Genomic DNA, 16373 nt, shown 5'->3' on the forward strand with positions numbered 1-16373 from the left:
CGTTCGAGTGTCGCTCACGCGGCTCTCTTGAATTTCGCAGAGGGCAGATCTAGAAGCGAAGCGCTTCGTCGCCAGCGGCGCGCCGCCCTCGTTGGTGAGGCGTATATAGTCGGCAGGCGTCCAAAGTGTCAACAACGATTTCGGTCTTTTTTGAATTTTTTGCGACGAAAGATTGCGGTGCCGATTTTCGCTAGCCGACTTCCGCTGCGGCATGGGGATAACAAAGCCGACCACCACCAAGGAGCCCTATTGCCGCCGCATTGCGGTTTGACACCAAGGCCCAACGAAGCTGGCGCATGCACCACCGGCGCGGCGCCCTTATAAGCGACTGTAAGAGAGAGCCACTAAGAGAGAAGTATGACTGGGGATCTCGGCCGAAGCCAGGCGCTTCGTTGACTTCGCCCGCCGTGACAGGCAAATGTCATGGCCACAACAAAAGCGACAAGCCGTCCCGCCCGGGGAAGAAGCAGCCTTTCTGGATGCCAGATACGGAAAATGTCATAGCCGAACTCGGCAACGAGCCGCCGCTGATTGCGGACGGTCGCAGTGGCCCGCCCGACCGGCGCGAGGTTTCGGCGCGCTGGCTGTCGGGCACTTTTCTGACTGGCGTGACGTCGAGCGTGCTGATGGGCGTGGCGCTGTTCGCAGCCCTCGACGGCCGTCAGCAATTGGCAACACCGCCCGAGATCGCGGAACTGATCAGCCTTGCAAGAGGCGACGATTCCGGCGAGATCGCCAAGACCACCAGGCTGGTGGCGCCGCGCCAGATCGCCAAGGCCAAGGACCGCCGGCGCATGGAAGTGTCGATGGTGACCAAGGTCGGCGACCGCGATGTCATCCACACCATGCCTTTCGTGCAGATCAAGATGGCGCTTGCCGCCGGGCACACGACCAGCCGAGCCTATCCGCCTTTCAACCCGATGCAGGTGTTTGGGGACGACCGCGACGGCAATGCCGGTCAGCCGGCGACCGCCGCCGCCGGCCAAATCTATGGCGCCAAGGTCGAAAGCGAGATGAGCCTGAAGACGGTCGATTTCCCGATCGAGAAGGCGGCCTTCGACGAAAAGAGTGACTTGTCCGCCGACGAGGTGGAAAAGGTGGTGCGCCAGGCCGGCACGGGCCTGAGCGACGGCGCCGTGCAGGTCGCGTCGCTGCATTATGTCGACCCGCAGCGATTCGGCGATGCATTCGCCGAGAGCATGGCCGGCTCCTACGACGTCAGGATCGTCCCGGAAAACGTCTCGGTGTCGCCGCGTGCTGCCCCCGATGATCAGGCGCCAGCCTTCGCCGAGGAGATCATCCCCTTCACCAGGGACCGCAACATTGTCGAGGCATTTGCCGATTCGGGCTATACGGGCGAGGACGCCACCGGCATGGCCGAGGCGATCGCCAAATTGCTGAATGCGACAGCGCTCAAGGCGGGAACCGTGCTGCGCGTCGGCCTCGAGGTCCATGGCGACGCCGCCAAGGTCGTTCGCACCGGCATCTACGACAGGGCCCAGCATATCGTCACCATCGCGCTCGATGATCACGGCCAATATGTGCCGGCGCAGGAGCCGGAGCCCAATCCCGAATTGCTGACCGCGTTCGATGATTCGCCGCCGGTTGTCGTGCGCGGCAATCTGCCGAACGTCTATGACGGCATCTACCGCGCCGCCTATTCCTACGGCATGTCCAAGGCGATGACCAAGCGGCTGATCAAGCTCCTGGCGTCCGGTGTCGATTTCCAGTCGCGGCTCAATCCGTCGGACCGCATCGAGGTGCTGTTCTCGCAGCCGGATGGCGACGACCAGGCATCCGACGAATCCGAGCTGCTCTATGTCTCGGCGACGTTCGGCGGCACGACGCGCAATTTCTATCGGTTTCAGATGCAGGACGGCAGTACCGACTATTTCGACGAGGACGGCCGCAGCGCCCAGCAATTCCTGCTGCGCAATCCCCTGCCCGCAGGAAAATTCCGCTCCGGCTTCGGTGCCCGCAGGCATCCGATCCTCGGCTATGTGCGCATGCATACCGGCGTCGATTGGTCAGCCGCCATCGGCACGCCGATCATCGCTGCCGGCAACGGTGTCGTCGAGAAGGCCGGCTGGGCCGGCGGCTATGGCAAACAGATCATCATCCGCCACGCCAATGGCTACGAGACCTCCTACAATCACCAGAGCGCATTTGCCAAAGGCATCGCGCCGGGCGTGCGCATCCGCCAAGGCCAGACCATCGGCTTTCTCGGCCAGACCGGCCTCGCCACCGGTCCGCATCTCCACTACGAGTTGATCGTCAACGGCACCAAGGTCGATCCGATGCGCGTTCGCCTGCCGGTCGGCAAGGTGCTGAAGGGCGACGACCTCGTCGCCTTCAAGCGCGAGCGCGGGCGCATCGATGATCTGCTCAATCAGGAAGACAGTGATTCGCTGAAGGTCGCGAGCGCCAAGATCGAAGGCTGAGCTGACCTTGCAGCCTTCCGGGCTCCTCAGCTCTGCGGAGTCTCAGATACACGCGACCATGGCAGTCGTTCGCCGGAGACGGTCGTCCACGCCACGATCGCCGACAGCAGGCAAAGCAGCGCGGTCGCCAAGGCGACGGCTGCGAAAGCTGCATCGCTGGCGGCAAGCCTTACTGCATCGAGATCCGGTGCCAGGCCCGCCGGCGCCGGTTCGCCGAAACCCGGAACGCCGGATGCGGCACCGCTATTCAGCACTGCCGCATAGACCCAGGCCGCCAGTGACCCCATCGCCGCCACCGCGATCAGGCCGCCAATGCGCGAGACGGCATTGTTGATTCCCGAAGCAGCACCCGTATCCTTGTCCTCGACTCCCGTCATCACCGCCGTCGACAGCGGCGACACGACCAGCGCCATGCCGAGCCCCATCAGCGCCATCAGCGGAAACACTCCCCACCAGAAACCGTGGATGCCGGCATAGGCCAGCAAGGCAAGCCCGGCAAAGGCGACAGCGACGACCAGACTGCCGCTGGCGATCGGAAAACGCGGGCCGATCCGGTCGGACCACTGGCCGACCGGCCCCGACAACAGCGCGATCAAGACCGACAGCGGCAGGAAGATGAAGCCGACCTCAGCCGCGCTCAGGCCCCATCCGGCGATGAGCAGCATCGGCAGATAGAACAGGTTGGCCGACAGTGCGAAATAGAGGAAGAAGGTCGCCACATTGGCGCCGGCGAAGGCGCCGACCCGAAACAGCGAGAGATCGATCATCGGTTCGCGCTGCCGGCGCTCGAAGACAATGAACATGATGAGCAGCAGCGCGCCGGCGGCGATGCTCTGGCCGGACATTTGCCCCTCGCCCTCCGCGCTCATCGAGGTCAAGCCGTAGGCAAGCGCTCCGAACGCCAAGGTCGCGAGGGCAGCGCCGCCGAGATCGAGGCTGCGCTTTTCCGTCGGTGCGTCGGCCGGGACCTTGGCGAGCAGGAGGTAGATCGAGACAAGACCAAGCGGCAGATTGATCGCGAAGATCGCCCGCCAGATGCCGTCGCCGAAGGCCGACAAGACAACGCCGCCCAGCACCGGGCCAAGCGCCGTCGTCAGCGCCGAGGCCGCCGCCCAGATGCCGATCGCCCTGCCGCGCTCCTTCTTCGGATAGGCCTTGGCGATAATGGCGAGGCTGCCCGGCACCATGATGGCAGCACCGATGCCCTGAATGGCGCGAAACGCAATGAGCACCGGCGGGTTCGGCGCCACCGCGCAGGCAAGCGAGGCGGCAATGAACAGCGCGATGCCTGCCACAAAAGCATGCCGCAGGCCAAAACGGTCGCCCGCGGCGCCGCCGACAAGTATGAGTGCCGAAAGCGTCAGCGCATAGGAGTTTGAAATCCACTGCGCCTCGGCGAAACTTGCGCCAAGATCGACGCGGATCGCCGGTGTGGCGATGGCCAGGATCGAACCGTCGATGAAGCCGAGCGCCGAAGCCAGGATCGCCGCGATCAGCACGAAGCTGCGCCGCGATTGCGGGCAAAACGTATCGGCCGGCAGCGGCCTGATCAGGGGGACGGCTTCGGCGCCGACTTCGCTTGGAGAGCGCATGAAGCCTGCTTAGCCCTCCTATGCGCTGGCAACAACCGGCCAGAGGACTGCTGTCGTTGAAACCAGAACAGGATCGGCGTTTCGATGCCGTTGGACCGCGGCTCCTTCACTTGCGAAAATCGGCTGATAATGCACGTCGCCAAAAAGCCTGCCCCCCGAGCCGACCCGGGGGGGTGCAGTGATTTGCGATAAGGCGGTCAGTCGATGAATTCCACCGTGACGCCCGGCGACACGATTTTTGCCAGTTCGCGCGCGTCCCAATTGGTGAGCCGCACGCAGCCATGGCTTTCGGTTTTGCCGATCTTGGAGGGGTCAGGCGTGCCGTGAATGCCGTAGGTCGGCTTGTCCAGTGCAATCCAGACCGAGCCGACGGGGCCGTTCGGACCCGGCGGGATGGTCAGGATCTTGTTGTTTTCGCCCTGCTTGAAATTGATGTTCGGATTGTAGGTGTAGTTCGGATCTAACGCGACCCGCGACACCGCATGAGTGCCGGTGGGCGAAGGCGTGTCCGCCGAGCCGATGGTGGCTGGATAGGCCGCGATTAGCTTGCCCGACGCGCCATAGGCGCGGACCTGCTTCTTGCCCTTGTCGGCGATGATGCGAGCCACCGGCTCCGCCACCAGCCTGCCGAAATTGGCGACCTTGATGATCGTGCCTGGACGATTGAAATTGGCTTCCGGATTGAGCGCCTTCAAATAGTTCTCGTCCATATGGAACCGCTCGGCCAGCGCTTCGGTGACGGAGGTGTAACTCAGCCGGTCGAGCTGCGCCTTCTGGCCGTAGTCTTCCGGCACCGAGGCGACATAGGGGCCGGCCGCATCCTCGGGCGTGATGCTGTAGGAGGCGAAGGCATCGCCGCCGGACTGCTCAAGGGCTGCCTGGATGCCAACCACATCGGTCGACCGCAAATTGCTGCCGGTGATCTCGTTGTAGGCGGCGAGTGCCTTGTCGACATTCGAGCCGAAGCGCCCGTCGACGACGCCGGGCGAAGCGCCGGCGCGGTCGAGCAGCACTTGCAACGCAGCAACATCCTGTCGTGCACCGAGTGAAAGCGACGGATCGGCGACAGTCTTGCCGCCGATCTTTGGCGGCAATGCCGCCTGGTCGCCCGGGGCCGTCGGCTCGGCCGGTTCGATCGAAGCCTCGTCGAGCGGCTGACGCTTGACGGTGCGCGGCTTTATCGGATGCGGCGCGTCCGGATAATCGTTGCCATAGCTGCCGTCATCGCGCGGCGCTTCGGGAAAAGTTTCCACCCAATTGTCGCTGTAGGGATCGTATTCGTCGACCGGTGGCACAACGATCAGGCCTTCCTCTTCCAATTGCCTGCGGCGCAAGCGCGCCGTGTCTTCCGGGTCGTCGAGATAATAACGGTCGTCCTCGACCGGTCCGAGATTGCGCAGGCGCTCGCGGCGGAGCGCGCGGCGGTCGAACCTGGTCTGCGGCGGCTGGATGGCGAGGACCTGGCCGGTTTCCGCATCGACGATGACACGGTTCCCCCTGGCGTCGTAATAGACGTCGAAATCGCCGTTCTGGGCGACCAGCACACCACCGGCATTGGCCGCACGGGCAGATCGCGGCGCGATGTCCTCCGTCGGTGCGGCCATCGCGCTCGAAGAAAGCAGCCCGGCGGCGAGCGCCGAAAGGGTGAAGATCGTGCGGAACATGTTGGCCAAATTCTCCGGTCCGTAATTGCCGCCGCCCGGCGTTGTCTCTTTAGAGCGCCGCGCGTCCCTTCGGACGCGCAAGGACGCTCTAATTGTTAAAATCTTCGCACCAAGCTTTCCGAAAATCGAATTCGATGTTCGGGCCTATGCGGCAGGCGAACCCCTTCGCCAGCAAATCAGTTGCCGACCATAAGGTTCCAACATGAACCGGGCATGAAGATGGCGGATTTCTGGCGATGAGAGCAACATAGCTAGCTGGCGGCGAGTCCCAATTCCTTGCGCGCCTGCTTCGTCAGCTTGAGTGCGACAAGGCGATGGCTTTCGCGCAGATAGTCCTTCAGCGCGTCATCATCCATGCTTTGGCTTGTCTGGCGCTGGATCCATTTCATGCCGCGTGACGCAAGATAGGGCGCGGGCCGAAGGCCCGGCTGTTCCTTCAAGATGTCATAAGCGGTGTCGGAGCATTTGAAGGTGACGAACGGCTCCTTGCCCTCACTCCAACCGCCTATCGCAAAGACCTTGGCTCCGACCTTCCAGACATGGGCGCCGCCCCACTGGACGACATGGCTCGTCGACGGCAGCGAGGCGCAGAAGCTGTTGTAGTCATCCAGCGTCATCTGCGCCCCCGGCCTCGAATCAGGCCGCCGCCTCGGTCGCCACGACCGTCGGCTTCGAGCGGAAGTTCAACCGGTCGGAACCTGCGGTGACCTTGACGGTCGAACTGTCGAGGATGTCGCCGAGCAGTATCTTCTCCGCCAGCGGGTCCTGCAGTTCCTTTTGCATCACCCGCTTCAGCGGCCGCGCGCCATAGGCCGGATCGTAGCCCTTGGCCGCCAGCCAGTCGATCGCCTCCTGGTCCAGCGAAAGCGTGATCTTGCGATCGACGAGCAGGTTTTCCAGTCGCTTGAGTTGGATCTCGACGATGCGGCCCATATCCTGCCGACGCAGCCGGTGGAACAGGATCACTTCATCGACGCGGTTAAGGAACTCCGGCCGGAACGATACCCGCACCACGCTCATCACCTCGTCACGTACGGCATCGACGTCCTGATTCTCGTTGAGATTGACCAGGTATTCGGCGCCGAGGTTCGACGTCATGATAATCAGCGTGTTGCGGAAATCGACCGTGCGGCCCTGCCCGTCGGTCAGGCGGCCGTCGTCGAGCACCTGCAGCAGCACGTTGAACACGTCCGGATGCGCCTTCTCGATCTCGTCGAACAGCACGACCTGGTAGGGCCGGCGCCGCACCGCTTCGGTCAGTGCCCCGCCTTCCTCATAGCCGACATAGCCGGGAGGCGCGCCGATCAGCCGGGCGACCGAGTGTTTCTCCATGAATTCCGACATATCGATGCGCACCATGGCGCTCTCGTCGTCGAACAGGAAGCTGGCGAGCGCCTTGGTCAGCTCGGTCTTGCCAACGCCCGTCGGTCCGAGGAACATGAACGAGCCGATCGGCCGGTTCGGATCCTGCAGGCCGGCGCGGGCACGGCGAACGGCTTTCGACACGGCCTGCACCGCCTCGCCCTGGCCGACGACGCGCTTGCCGATCTCGTCTTCCATGCGCAGCAGCTTGTCCCGCTCGCCTTGCAGCATCTTGTCGACCGGAATGCCGGTCCAGCGCGATACGATATGGGCGACGTGGTCGGGGGTGACCACCTCTTCGACCATGCCGACCTTGCCGTCTTGCGCCTCGGCCTGCGTCAGCTTTTTTTCGAGTTCCGGAATCTTGCCATAGGCAAGCTCGCCGGCGCGCTGGAATTCACCCTTGCGCTGGGCAATGGCGAGCTCGTTTCGCGCCTCGTCGAGCTGTTTCTTCAGGTCGGCCGCGAGCCCGAGCTTCTGCTTCTCGGCCTGCCACTTCGAGGTCAGTTCGGTCGATTCTTCTTCCAGAGCGGAAAGATCCTTTTCGAGGCGGGCGAGCCGGTCCTTTGACGCGTCGTCCTTCTCGACCTTCAGCGCCTCACGCTCGATCTTGAGCTGCATGATGCGGCGGTCGATCTCGTCTAGCGCTTCGGGCTTCGAATCGACCTGCATCCGGAGCCGCGACGCGGCCTCGTCGACAAGATCGATGGCCTTGTCCGGCAGGAACCGGTCGGCGATATAGCGGTTGGACAGCGACGCCGCAGCGACCAGCGCCGAATCCGAGATGCGCACCTTGTGGTGCTGCTCGTATTTTTCCTTCAGGCCGCGCAGAATGGAGACGGTGTCTTCGACGGTCGGTTCATTGACGAAGACCGGCTGGAAGCGGCGGGCAAGGGCGGCGTCCTTCTCGACATGCTTCCGGTATTCGTCGAGCGTCGTCGCGCCCACACAGTGGAGTTCGCCGCGTGCCAGCGCCGGCTTCAACAGATTCGACGCATCCATGGCGCCATCCGCCTTGCCGGCGCCGACCAGCGTGTGCATCTCATCGATGAACAGGATGATGCCGCCAGCGGCAGCGGTAACTTCCGAAAGGACCGCCTTCAGCCGCTCTTCGAATTCGCCGCGGTATTTGGCACCGGCGATCAGCGACCCCATGTCGAGCGCCATCAACTGCTTGTCCTTGAGCGATTCCGGCACGTCGCCGTTGACGATGCGCAACGCCAGCCCTTCGGCGATCGCCGTCTTGCCGACGCCGGGTTCACCGATGAGCACCGGATTGTTCTTGGTGCGGCGCGACAGCACCTGGATGGTGCGACGGATCTCGTCGTCGCGGCCGATGACCGGGTCGAGCTTGCCGGCGCGGCCGTCGGCGGTCAGGTCGCGCGCGTACTTCTTCAGCGCATCATAGCCCTGCTCGGCGCTCGCCGAATCGGCGGTGCGACCCTTGCGGACGTCGTTGATCACCTGGTTCAGCGCCTGTGGCGTCACGCCGGCCTTGGTGAGGATGTCGGCAGTCTTGGCGGATTTCTCGACCGCCAGCGCAGTCAGCAGCCTCTCGACCGTAACGAAACTGTCGCCGGCCTTCTTGGCCAGTTCCTCGGCGGTCGAGAACACCTTGGCCAGCGGCTGCGCCAGATAGAGCTGGCCGTTGCCGCCTTCCACCTTGGGCATTGCCTCAAGTGCCGTCTCGACGCCAAGCTTGACGTCGCGGACGCTGCCGCCGGCGCGCTCGATCAACGACGCGGCCAAGCCCTCGTCGTCGTCGACGAGCACTTTCAATATATGTTCGGGAGTGAATTGCTGGTGGTTGCGCGAGAGCGCCAAGGTCTGCGCGGACTGGATGAAGCCGCGCACGCGCTCGGAATATTTTTCAAGGTTCATCTCTGTCTCCTTCCGTCACCGGCCCGCTTTGCGGCACCGGATCAGATTGCGGTGACGGACCCGCCCGTTCGAGCCGGGTCCTGTTCACGCGAGATATGGGGCGCAAGCCACGGACCCTCAAGACGTCCCAATAATGGTGAATGCATAATATTGCCCGGGTGCGCAAAACAAAAACGGCGGAGATTTCTCTCCGCCGTCCAAGAATGTCTGAAGGCCTTGCTCGATCAGTTGTTGACGTCGATGATGGCAGGCTCGCCACCGGCGTCTTCCGCCGGCGCTGCATTCACGTTATCGGCGCCAGCATTGTCGTTACCGCCATCCACCTGATCAGCGTTGACGCGCGGACGGCGCGGACGCCTGGGGCGGCGGGCAGCGCCGCTTTCGGCTGCTGCTTCGTTCACCTCGGCCTGGGCAGCCAGAGCCGCCGGCGAAAAGCTTTCGAACTGCGGCGCGGGTTCGGCCACAGAAACCGGCTCGACCGGAGACACAGTTTCCGCCTGTATGGGCGTCTCGTTCTGTACCGGTGTCTCGTTGCGCCGGCTCTGATCGCCGCGCCGGTTCTGATCGTCGCGTTGTCCGCCCTGCTCGCCGCGCGCACCAAATTCGCCGCGCTGGCCGTTCTGGCCGTAGCCGCCATTGGGGCGACGGTCGCGATGGCGGCCGCCATTGTCGCGCCCACTATTATCGCGCCCACCGGTATCGCGCCCACCGGTATCGCGATTGTCGCGACCGTTTTCCTGGTTGAACGCCAACTCGGCTGGTGTGCCGTCGATGACCGGCTGCGGGCCGCCAGCGTGGTTGACCACCGGAGCCGCAGTCTCACCGACATTGCTGTTGCCGGCATTGTCGAACTCATCGCGATCTTCGTCGCCGTCATCGTCGAAATCGTCGCGGTTCTGCTGAGCGCTCTGGATCGGTAACTGCGCCTGCGCGGCAGCGATGATGCGATTGTAGTGCTCGGCGTGCTGGAGATAGTTTTCCGCCATCACCCGGTCGCCGGAGCTTTGCGCGTCACGGGCAAGGGTCGCGTATTTTTCGGCGATCTGCTGAGCCGATCCGCGGATCTTCACATCCGGACCGTTGCTCTCGTAGTTGCGCGTCAGGGGATTTGGGCCCTTGCGGTTATTGTTGTTGTTATTGCCGCCGCCATTGTTATTGCGACCGCGCATGCGCCTGTTCTGCTGTTGTGGCCTCATTCGACTCTCTTCAATTTTGAATTTTCGAAAACTTTTTCACGAACGGAGGCGCTCATGCAGCCAGCCGTTTCGTCTCTTCACCGGCGTTCGCCCGCATCGATTGCGTTGGCGCCACGTGTCATCCTGTTCCGGTTACATCACTTGTCGGACGATTCCCGCACGAAGCTTGGGCGTCGTTTGCGCAAGAAGGCAGCTATTTCCAAGGAAACCGAATCGCTAAGAGCACTGCCTGCTTCGTCTCATCCGGTTAAGGCGACCCTAGCCGCATTCCCCGGCATTGCCAAGCGCTTTTTTCGCACTGCATCACGGCTTTGTCAGTTCAAAGATCAGAACCCTCTCGTTTCCGCCAAAGTCTCGGAATACCCCCGCCGGCACATAGCCGGCTGCGGAGAATATGCCCGTAACCTCTTTGCGTTGGGTGTGGCCGATCTCGACCGCAATCTTGCCCTCGGCTTCCAAAAAACCTGCCGCCTCGGCGGCGATGATCCTGTAGGGACTCAGACCATCCACGCCGCCGTCGAGGGCTTGGCGTGGATCGAAATCGCGGACTTCGTCCTGCAGATTTTCAATGTCTATGGTTGCTATATAGGGAGGGTTAGCGGCAATTACATGGTATCGGCCAAAAACTTTTTCGAACCAGTCGGATTTGAGCACCTGGAACCGGTCGGCTAACCCCAATTCCCTGGCATTGCGCATGGCGGTTGCCAGCGCGCCTTGCGAAATATCGACACCGGTAGCGACCGCCGCCGGAACGGCGCTGAGCAGCGCCAGCGCGATGGCGCCGGTGCCGCTGCCGAGATCGAGGATGCGGCATTGGCCTTGCCGTTCCGCTGTCGCCTTCACGAAGGGCAGCACCGCTTCGACCAGCGTTTCGGTGTCCGGTCGCGGCTCAAGCGTTTCCGGTGACAGCGACAGGCGCAAGCCGTAGAATTCGCGATAACCCAGGATGCGATGCACCGGCTCGCCGGCGATCCGCCGCCTCAGGGCTGAATCGATCGCGGCAATCGCGCCGGCATCGACCCTGCATTCGGGATCGGCGATGGCTTGTGTGCGGGTCGTGCCGGAAATATGTTCGACGATCAGCCTTGCATCCAGCGCCGGATCGGCGACTGCGGCCGCGGCAAGGCGTGCCCGCGCCGCTTTCAGCAGTGGCCCTAACGTACCGGGCAGACTGTCAGCCATCGAGGCCGATATCGACGAGCAGCTTCGACTGGTGGTCGGCAATCAGCGCGTCGATGATCTCGTCGAGTTCGCCCATCATCACCCGGTCGAGCTTGTAGAGGGTCAAATTGATGCGATGGTCGGTGACGCGGCCCTGCGGGAAATTATAGGTGCGGATGCGCTCCGAGCGATCGCCCGAACCGACCTGCGATTTGCGCGATTCGGAGCGTTCCTCGTCAGCCTTGCTGCGCTCGAGGTCGTAAAGCCTGGCGCGCAGGATCTGCATGGCTTTCGCCCGGTTCTGGTGCTGCGACTTCTCCGCCTGCACCACCATGATGCCGGTCGGCAGATGGGTGATGCGCACCGCCGAATCGGTGGTGTTGACGTGCTGGCCACCCGAACCCGAGGCGCGCATCGTGTCGATGCGGATGTCTTCGGCCCTGATGTCGATGTCGACCTCTTCCGCTTCGGGCAGCACCGCAACCGTCGCCGCCGAGGTATGGATACGCCCGCCGGCCTCGGTGGCCGGCACGCGCTGCACACGATGCACACCGGACTCGAATTTCAGATGGGCGAAGACCCCCTTGCCCGAAATGGTGGCGATGATTTCCTTGTAGCCGCCGACCTCACCCTCGCTCGCCGACACCGTCTCGAAACGCCAGCCGCGTGCCGCAGCATAGCGTTCGTACATGCGGAACAGGTCGCCAGCAAAGAGAGCCGCCTCGTCGCCGCCGGTCCCGGCGCGGATTTCGAGGATGGCGTTCTTGTCGTCTGCGGCATCCTTGGGCAGAAGCAGGATCTGGATGTCCCTCTGCAGCGCCTCGATGCGTTCCCTGACCTCGGGCAGATCGGCCTCGGCCAATACCCGCATTTCGGCATCGGTGCTTTTGTCGGCGAGCATCGCCTGCAAGTCGGCCTGTTCATGCTCGGCGCTACGCAGCTCCCTGATCTTTGCCACCATCTCCTGCATGTCGGCATATTCCGACGCCATCCTGACATAGGCGTCCGCCGCCGGCCCGGCCGACATCTGCGCTTCGAGCATATCGAAACGCTTGACGACTTGATCCATACGGTCGCGGGGCAGGTTGATCATGGCGAAGGTCTACAACGGAATGGAGCGGTCGTCGGCAAAGGCTTGCAGCAGCGCCCGCATCGGCAACCCGTAGGCCGGCGCCATAAGATTGTCGTCGAAGAACGTCTCCAGCTCGGCCAGCGGCAGTTCCGTCAGCATCGCCTTGACCGGACCGATCGAAGCCGGCGACATCGAGATCGACCGGTAGCCAAGGCCGATCAGCGCCATCGCCGAGATCGGCTTGCCCGCCAGTTCGCCGCACAAGGTCACCGGGGTTTGATTGCGCACCCCGGCGTCGGCAATCTGCTTCAGAACGCGCAGGAACGGCGTCGACAGCGCATCGAAACGGTCGGAGAGCTGCGTGTTGCCGCGATCGACCGCCATAACGAACTGGAACAGATCGTTCGAGCCGACCGAGACGAAATCGACGGCCTTCATCAGCTCGTCGAGCTGGAACAGCAGCGACGGCACTTCCAGCATGGCCCCGAGCTTCAGGCTGGTCGGCAGATGATGGGCAAAACGCGACAGATGCCGCACCTCGCGATCGATGATTTCGCGCGCCTGTGCGATCTCGCCGAGCTCCGTCACCATAGGCAGCATCAGCTTCAGTTCACGCCCACCGCAGGCCTTTAGAAGCGCACGGATCTGGGTGCGCAACAGGCCCGGCCGGTCGAGCGTCAGGCGGATGGCGCGCCAGCCGAGCGCCGGGTTCTCTTCCTGGATCGTGTCCTTGAAGTAGGGCAGCACCTTGTCGCCGCCGATATCGATGGTGCGGAAGGTCACCGGCTTGCCGCGCGCCGCGTCGAGCACGTCGCGGTAGAGCCGTTCCTGGGCTTCCGCACGCGGAAAGGTCGAGGCGACCATGAATTGCAGCTCGGTGCGGAACAGGCCGATGCCGGCGGCGCCCGCCTCGGCAAGCTGCGGCAGATCGACGGCCAGGCCCGCATTCATCAAAAGGTCGACCTGGACGCCGTCCTTGGTCACCGACGGCTTCTTGCGCAGTTCGCGATAGACCTCCTGCCGCCGCGCCCGGAAGCGGACCTTTTCGGCATAGGCGGCTTCGAGGTCGGGCTGAGGGCGCAGATGGATCGCGCCTTCTTCGCCGTCGACAATGATGGCGTCGCCGTTTTCCGCCATGGAAACGGCGCCCCTCATCTGGCCCGCGACCGGTATGCCCATGGCCCGCGCCACGATAACGACGTGGCTGGTCGCCGCGCCGTCCTCGAGCACCAGCCCGCGCAGCTTGTCTCTGGGATAATCGAGCAGTTCGGCAGCCCCCATCGAGCGGGCGACGATGATGGCGTCCTTCGGCAGCGAGGCCGCGACATCGTCCGGCCCTCGCCCCATCAACTGGCGTAGCAACCGATTGGCGAGATCGTCGAAATCGCTCATTCGCTCGCGCAGATACGGATCGGTCATGTGCAGCATGCGGGCACGCATGTCGCTCTGCACTTTTTCCACCGCTGCTTCCGCCGTCAGGCCGTTGCGGATCGCCTCTTCCAGCCGGCGCACCCAGCCGCTGTCGTTGGCGAACATGCGATAGGCTTCGAGCACCTGGCGATGCTCACCCTCGAAGGCGACTTCGCGGCGTTCCAGCATGTCGTCGATGGAGAGCCTGAGCGAGCCGAGGGATGCATCGAGCCGCTTGATCTCCTCATCGCTGTCCTCGTTGAACAGATTGGTGACGACGATGCGCGGCTCGTGCAGCACGACATGACCGAGCCCGACGCCTTCGTTGAAGGACAGGCCGGTAAAGCTCACCGGGCGGCGCAGGTCGAGTTCGAGCCCGGGCCGGGTCAGCCGGGCAAGGTCGCCGGTGGCGATCATCTCGGCGATCACCATCGCCGTCGTTTCCAGCGCCTCGACTTCGTCGTCGCGATAGTGGCGCATGGTCTTGTTCTGGACGACCAGCACACCGAGCGTGCGCCCTGCCCTGAGCACCGGCACGCCGAGGAAGGAATTGTAGATCTCTTCCCCCGTCTCCGGCAGATAGGCGAAGGCTGGATGTTCCTGCGCATTGGAGAGATTGAGCGGCCGTGCTGAGGCCGCGATCGTGCCGACGAGGCCTTCCCCCAGCCTGAGCTGCGCCAGATGGACGGCGTTCGGGTTCAGACCCTCGGTGGCATAGAGTTCGAGCACTGAATCGGCGCGCAGCACATAGAGCGAGCACACTTCGGCGACCATATTGGCGGCAATATCGCGCACGATGCGGTCGAGCCGCTCCTGCGGCTCCAGCGGCTCCTGCATGAGCTCGCGGAGCCGTTTCAGCAAAACGCGCGGGCCACTGGCCGTATCACGCATCGCGGCTTGTTCTCCAATGGACATTTTGCCCGCCGCAGTTTCTCCCGCGGCCGGCGCTCACGCAACAACTCAATTAGAGCGCCATGCGTTCAATTGGACGCCAAAGGACGCTCTAAGACTTTCGATCTGCTGCATCGTGCTTTCCGAAATCGACTCCGATTCTCGGGCCGATGCAGTCTGCTACTGCTTATCCAGACCGTAGACGGAATGCAAAGTGCGAACCGCAAGTTCGGTGTAGGGACCGTCGATCAGGATCGAAATCTTGATCTCGGAGGTGGTGATCGCACGGATGTTGATCGCCTTGTCGGCCAGCGCCTTGAAAGCGGTGGCGGCGACGCCCGCATGGCTCCTCATGCCGATGCCGATGACCGAGACCTTCGACATGCCGGCTTCCGACTGCACGACGTCGTAGCCGATCGTGGTTTTCAGCCGCTCGAGCACGGCAAGCGCCTTGTCGACATCGCCGGACGGCACGGTGAAGGTCATGTCGGTGAACTTGCCGTCCTCGGAAATGTTCTGGACGATCATGTCGACATTGATGTTGGCCTCGGCCAGCGGCCCGAAAATGCCGGCGGCGACGCCCGGCCGGTCGCCGACACGGCGCAATGAAATCTGCGCTTCGTCCTTGGCATAGGCAATTCCGGTGACGACCTGCTGTTCCACGATCTCTTCCTCGTCGCAAATAAGCGTTCCGGGCGGATTGAGCAAATCCCCCATTCCGGGCGCGTCGGGATCGTCGAAGGACGACCGCACGAAAGTACGCACCCTGTGCACCATGGCAAGCTCGACCGAGCGTACCTGCAGGACCTTGGCGCCGAGAGAGGCCATTTCAAGCATTTCCTCGAAGGAAATCTTGGCCAGCCGCCGCGCTTTCGGCTCGATGCGCGGGTCTGTGGTGTAGACCCCATCGACATCGGTGTAGATGTCGCAGCGGTCGGCCCTGACCGCCGCCGCGATGGCGACAGCACTGGTGTCAGAACCGCCGCGGCCGAGCGTGGCGATGCGATTGTCCGGGCCGATGCCCTGAAAGCCGGCGACCACCGCCACCTGGCCCTCGCCGAAGCGCTTGATCAGGAACGCGCCGTCGATGTCGAGAATGCGCGCCGCGCCATGCGCATTGTCGGTCTTGATCGGGATCTGCCAGCCTTGCCAGGAGCGGGCATGGACGCCCATGTTCTGCAGCGCGATCGCCAGCAGGCCGGCGGTCACCTGCTCGCCGGAGGCGACGACGACGTCATATTCGCGCGCATCGTGCATGGGCGAGGCTTCGCGCGTCCACTGCACGAGCTCGTTCGTCTTGCCGGCCATCGCCGAGACGACCACCGCAACCTCATGGCCGGCATCGACCTCGCGTTTGACATGGCGCGCCACATTGCGGATGCGGGCGATGTCGGCGACGGAGGTTCCGCCGAATTTCATCACGATGCGCGCCATGGAAGCGAAATGCCTTTGACTGGGTGCCGGACCGGCGGCCGAATAACGGAAAGGGAGCGCCCGCCTGGGCCGGTCGCCGAATTCGCGGCCTCCTTAGCCAAATGCTACGGGTTTCGCAAGGCGTGCCGCCGCTTGCCCTGGGCGACGAAGGGACACACGAGCGCAACGCGCGTACCCGCATACCTGTCGCATAGGCGCAACGGGCAACAGTCGAAATTTGCTGCCTTGACATTCGCCGGCTCTCGACCGACTTCCTAACGTTCGAGGAG

The 16373-nt window shown here is 63.4% G+C and carries 10 protein-coding genes and 1 pseudogene; 1 reads left to right on the forward strand and 10 read right to left on the reverse strand.

Translation table 11 applies throughout. The annotated features are described in order from the left end of the window. A pseudogene (locus CIT31_RS34600) lies at window positions 1-237 on the reverse strand (hypothetical protein); the annotation flags it as partial. 242 nt (window positions 238-479) lie between these two features. Between CIT31_RS34600 and CIT31_RS05140 the strand changes: the two are divergent. Next, complete coding sequence (locus CIT31_RS05140; RefSeq protein ID WP_165778356.1) at window positions 480-2441, forward strand: M23 family metallopeptidase; 1962 nt, start codon at window positions 480-482, stop codon at window positions 2439-2441. A 26-nt stretch (window positions 2442-2467) separates the two neighbouring features. Here CIT31_RS05140 and CIT31_RS05145 read toward each other — a convergent pair whose 3' ends face one another. From CIT31_RS05145 to CIT31_RS05185, 9 genes are all read right to left on the reverse strand, one after another. Continuing rightward, window positions 2468-4033 (reverse strand): MFS transporter, encoded by a 1566-nt coding sequence (locus CIT31_RS05145; RefSeq protein ID WP_095517742.1) that lies wholly within the window; start codon window positions 4031-4033, stop codon window positions 2468-2470. A 197-nt stretch (window positions 4034-4230) separates the two neighbouring features. After that, on the reverse strand, window positions 4231-5697 hold the full coding sequence (locus CIT31_RS05150) for a L,D-transpeptidase family protein (protein ID WP_095517743.1): 1467 nt from the start codon (window positions 5695-5697) through the stop codon (window positions 4231-4233). A gap of 251 nt (window positions 5698-5948) precedes the next feature. Beyond that, window positions 5949-6314, reverse strand: coding sequence for an MmcQ/YjbR family DNA-binding protein (locus CIT31_RS05155; RefSeq protein WP_095517744.1), 366 nt, complete (start codon window positions 6312-6314; stop codon window positions 5949-5951). A gap of 19 nt (window positions 6315-6333) precedes the next feature. After that, entirely contained in the window at window positions 6334-8940 is a 2607-nt protein-coding gene (clpB, locus tag CIT31_RS05160; protein WP_095517745.1) for an ATP-dependent chaperone ClpB, read from the reverse strand. A gap of 224 nt (window positions 8941-9164) precedes the next feature. Further along, window positions 9165-10136 carry a DUF4167 domain-containing protein gene (locus tag CIT31_RS05165; RefSeq protein WP_095517746.1) on the reverse strand — a complete coding sequence of 324 codons (972 nt, stop codon included), beginning with the start codon at window positions 10134-10136 and terminating at the stop codon, window positions 9165-9167. A gap of 303 nt (window positions 10137-10439) precedes the next feature. Beyond that, the gene (gene prmC, locus CIT31_RS05170) at window positions 10440-11318 is read right to left on the reverse strand and encodes a peptide chain release factor N(5)-glutamine methyltransferase (RefSeq protein WP_095517747.1); all 879 of its coding nucleotides are present in this window, start codon (window positions 11316-11318) and stop codon (window positions 10440-10442) included. Then, window positions 11311-12390 (reverse strand): peptide chain release factor 1, encoded by a 1080-nt coding sequence (gene prfA / locus CIT31_RS05175; protein ID WP_095517748.1) that lies wholly within the window; start codon window positions 12388-12390, stop codon window positions 11311-11313. The genes prmC and prfA overlap by 8 nt, the downstream gene beginning before the upstream one ends. Before the next feature lie 9 nt (window positions 12391-12399). Continuing rightward, window positions 12400-14670: a phosphoenolpyruvate--protein phosphotransferase gene (gene ptsP, locus CIT31_RS05180; RefSeq protein ID WP_095517749.1), complete on the reverse strand. Its 2271-nt coding sequence runs from the start codon at window positions 14668-14670 to the stop codon at window positions 12400-12402. Between the two features lie 180 nt (window positions 14671-14850). Then, a complete protein-coding gene (locus CIT31_RS05185; protein WP_095517750.1) occupies window positions 14851-16104 on the reverse strand; it encodes an aspartate kinase in 1254 nt (417 codons plus the stop codon). Between the last annotated feature and the right edge of the window lie 269 nt (window positions 16105-16373).

The organism is Mesorhizobium wenxiniae (assembly GCF_002284535.1).
GTDB classification, from domain to species: domain Bacteria; phylum Pseudomonadota; class Alphaproteobacteria; order Rhizobiales; family Rhizobiaceae; genus Mesorhizobium; species Mesorhizobium wenxiniae.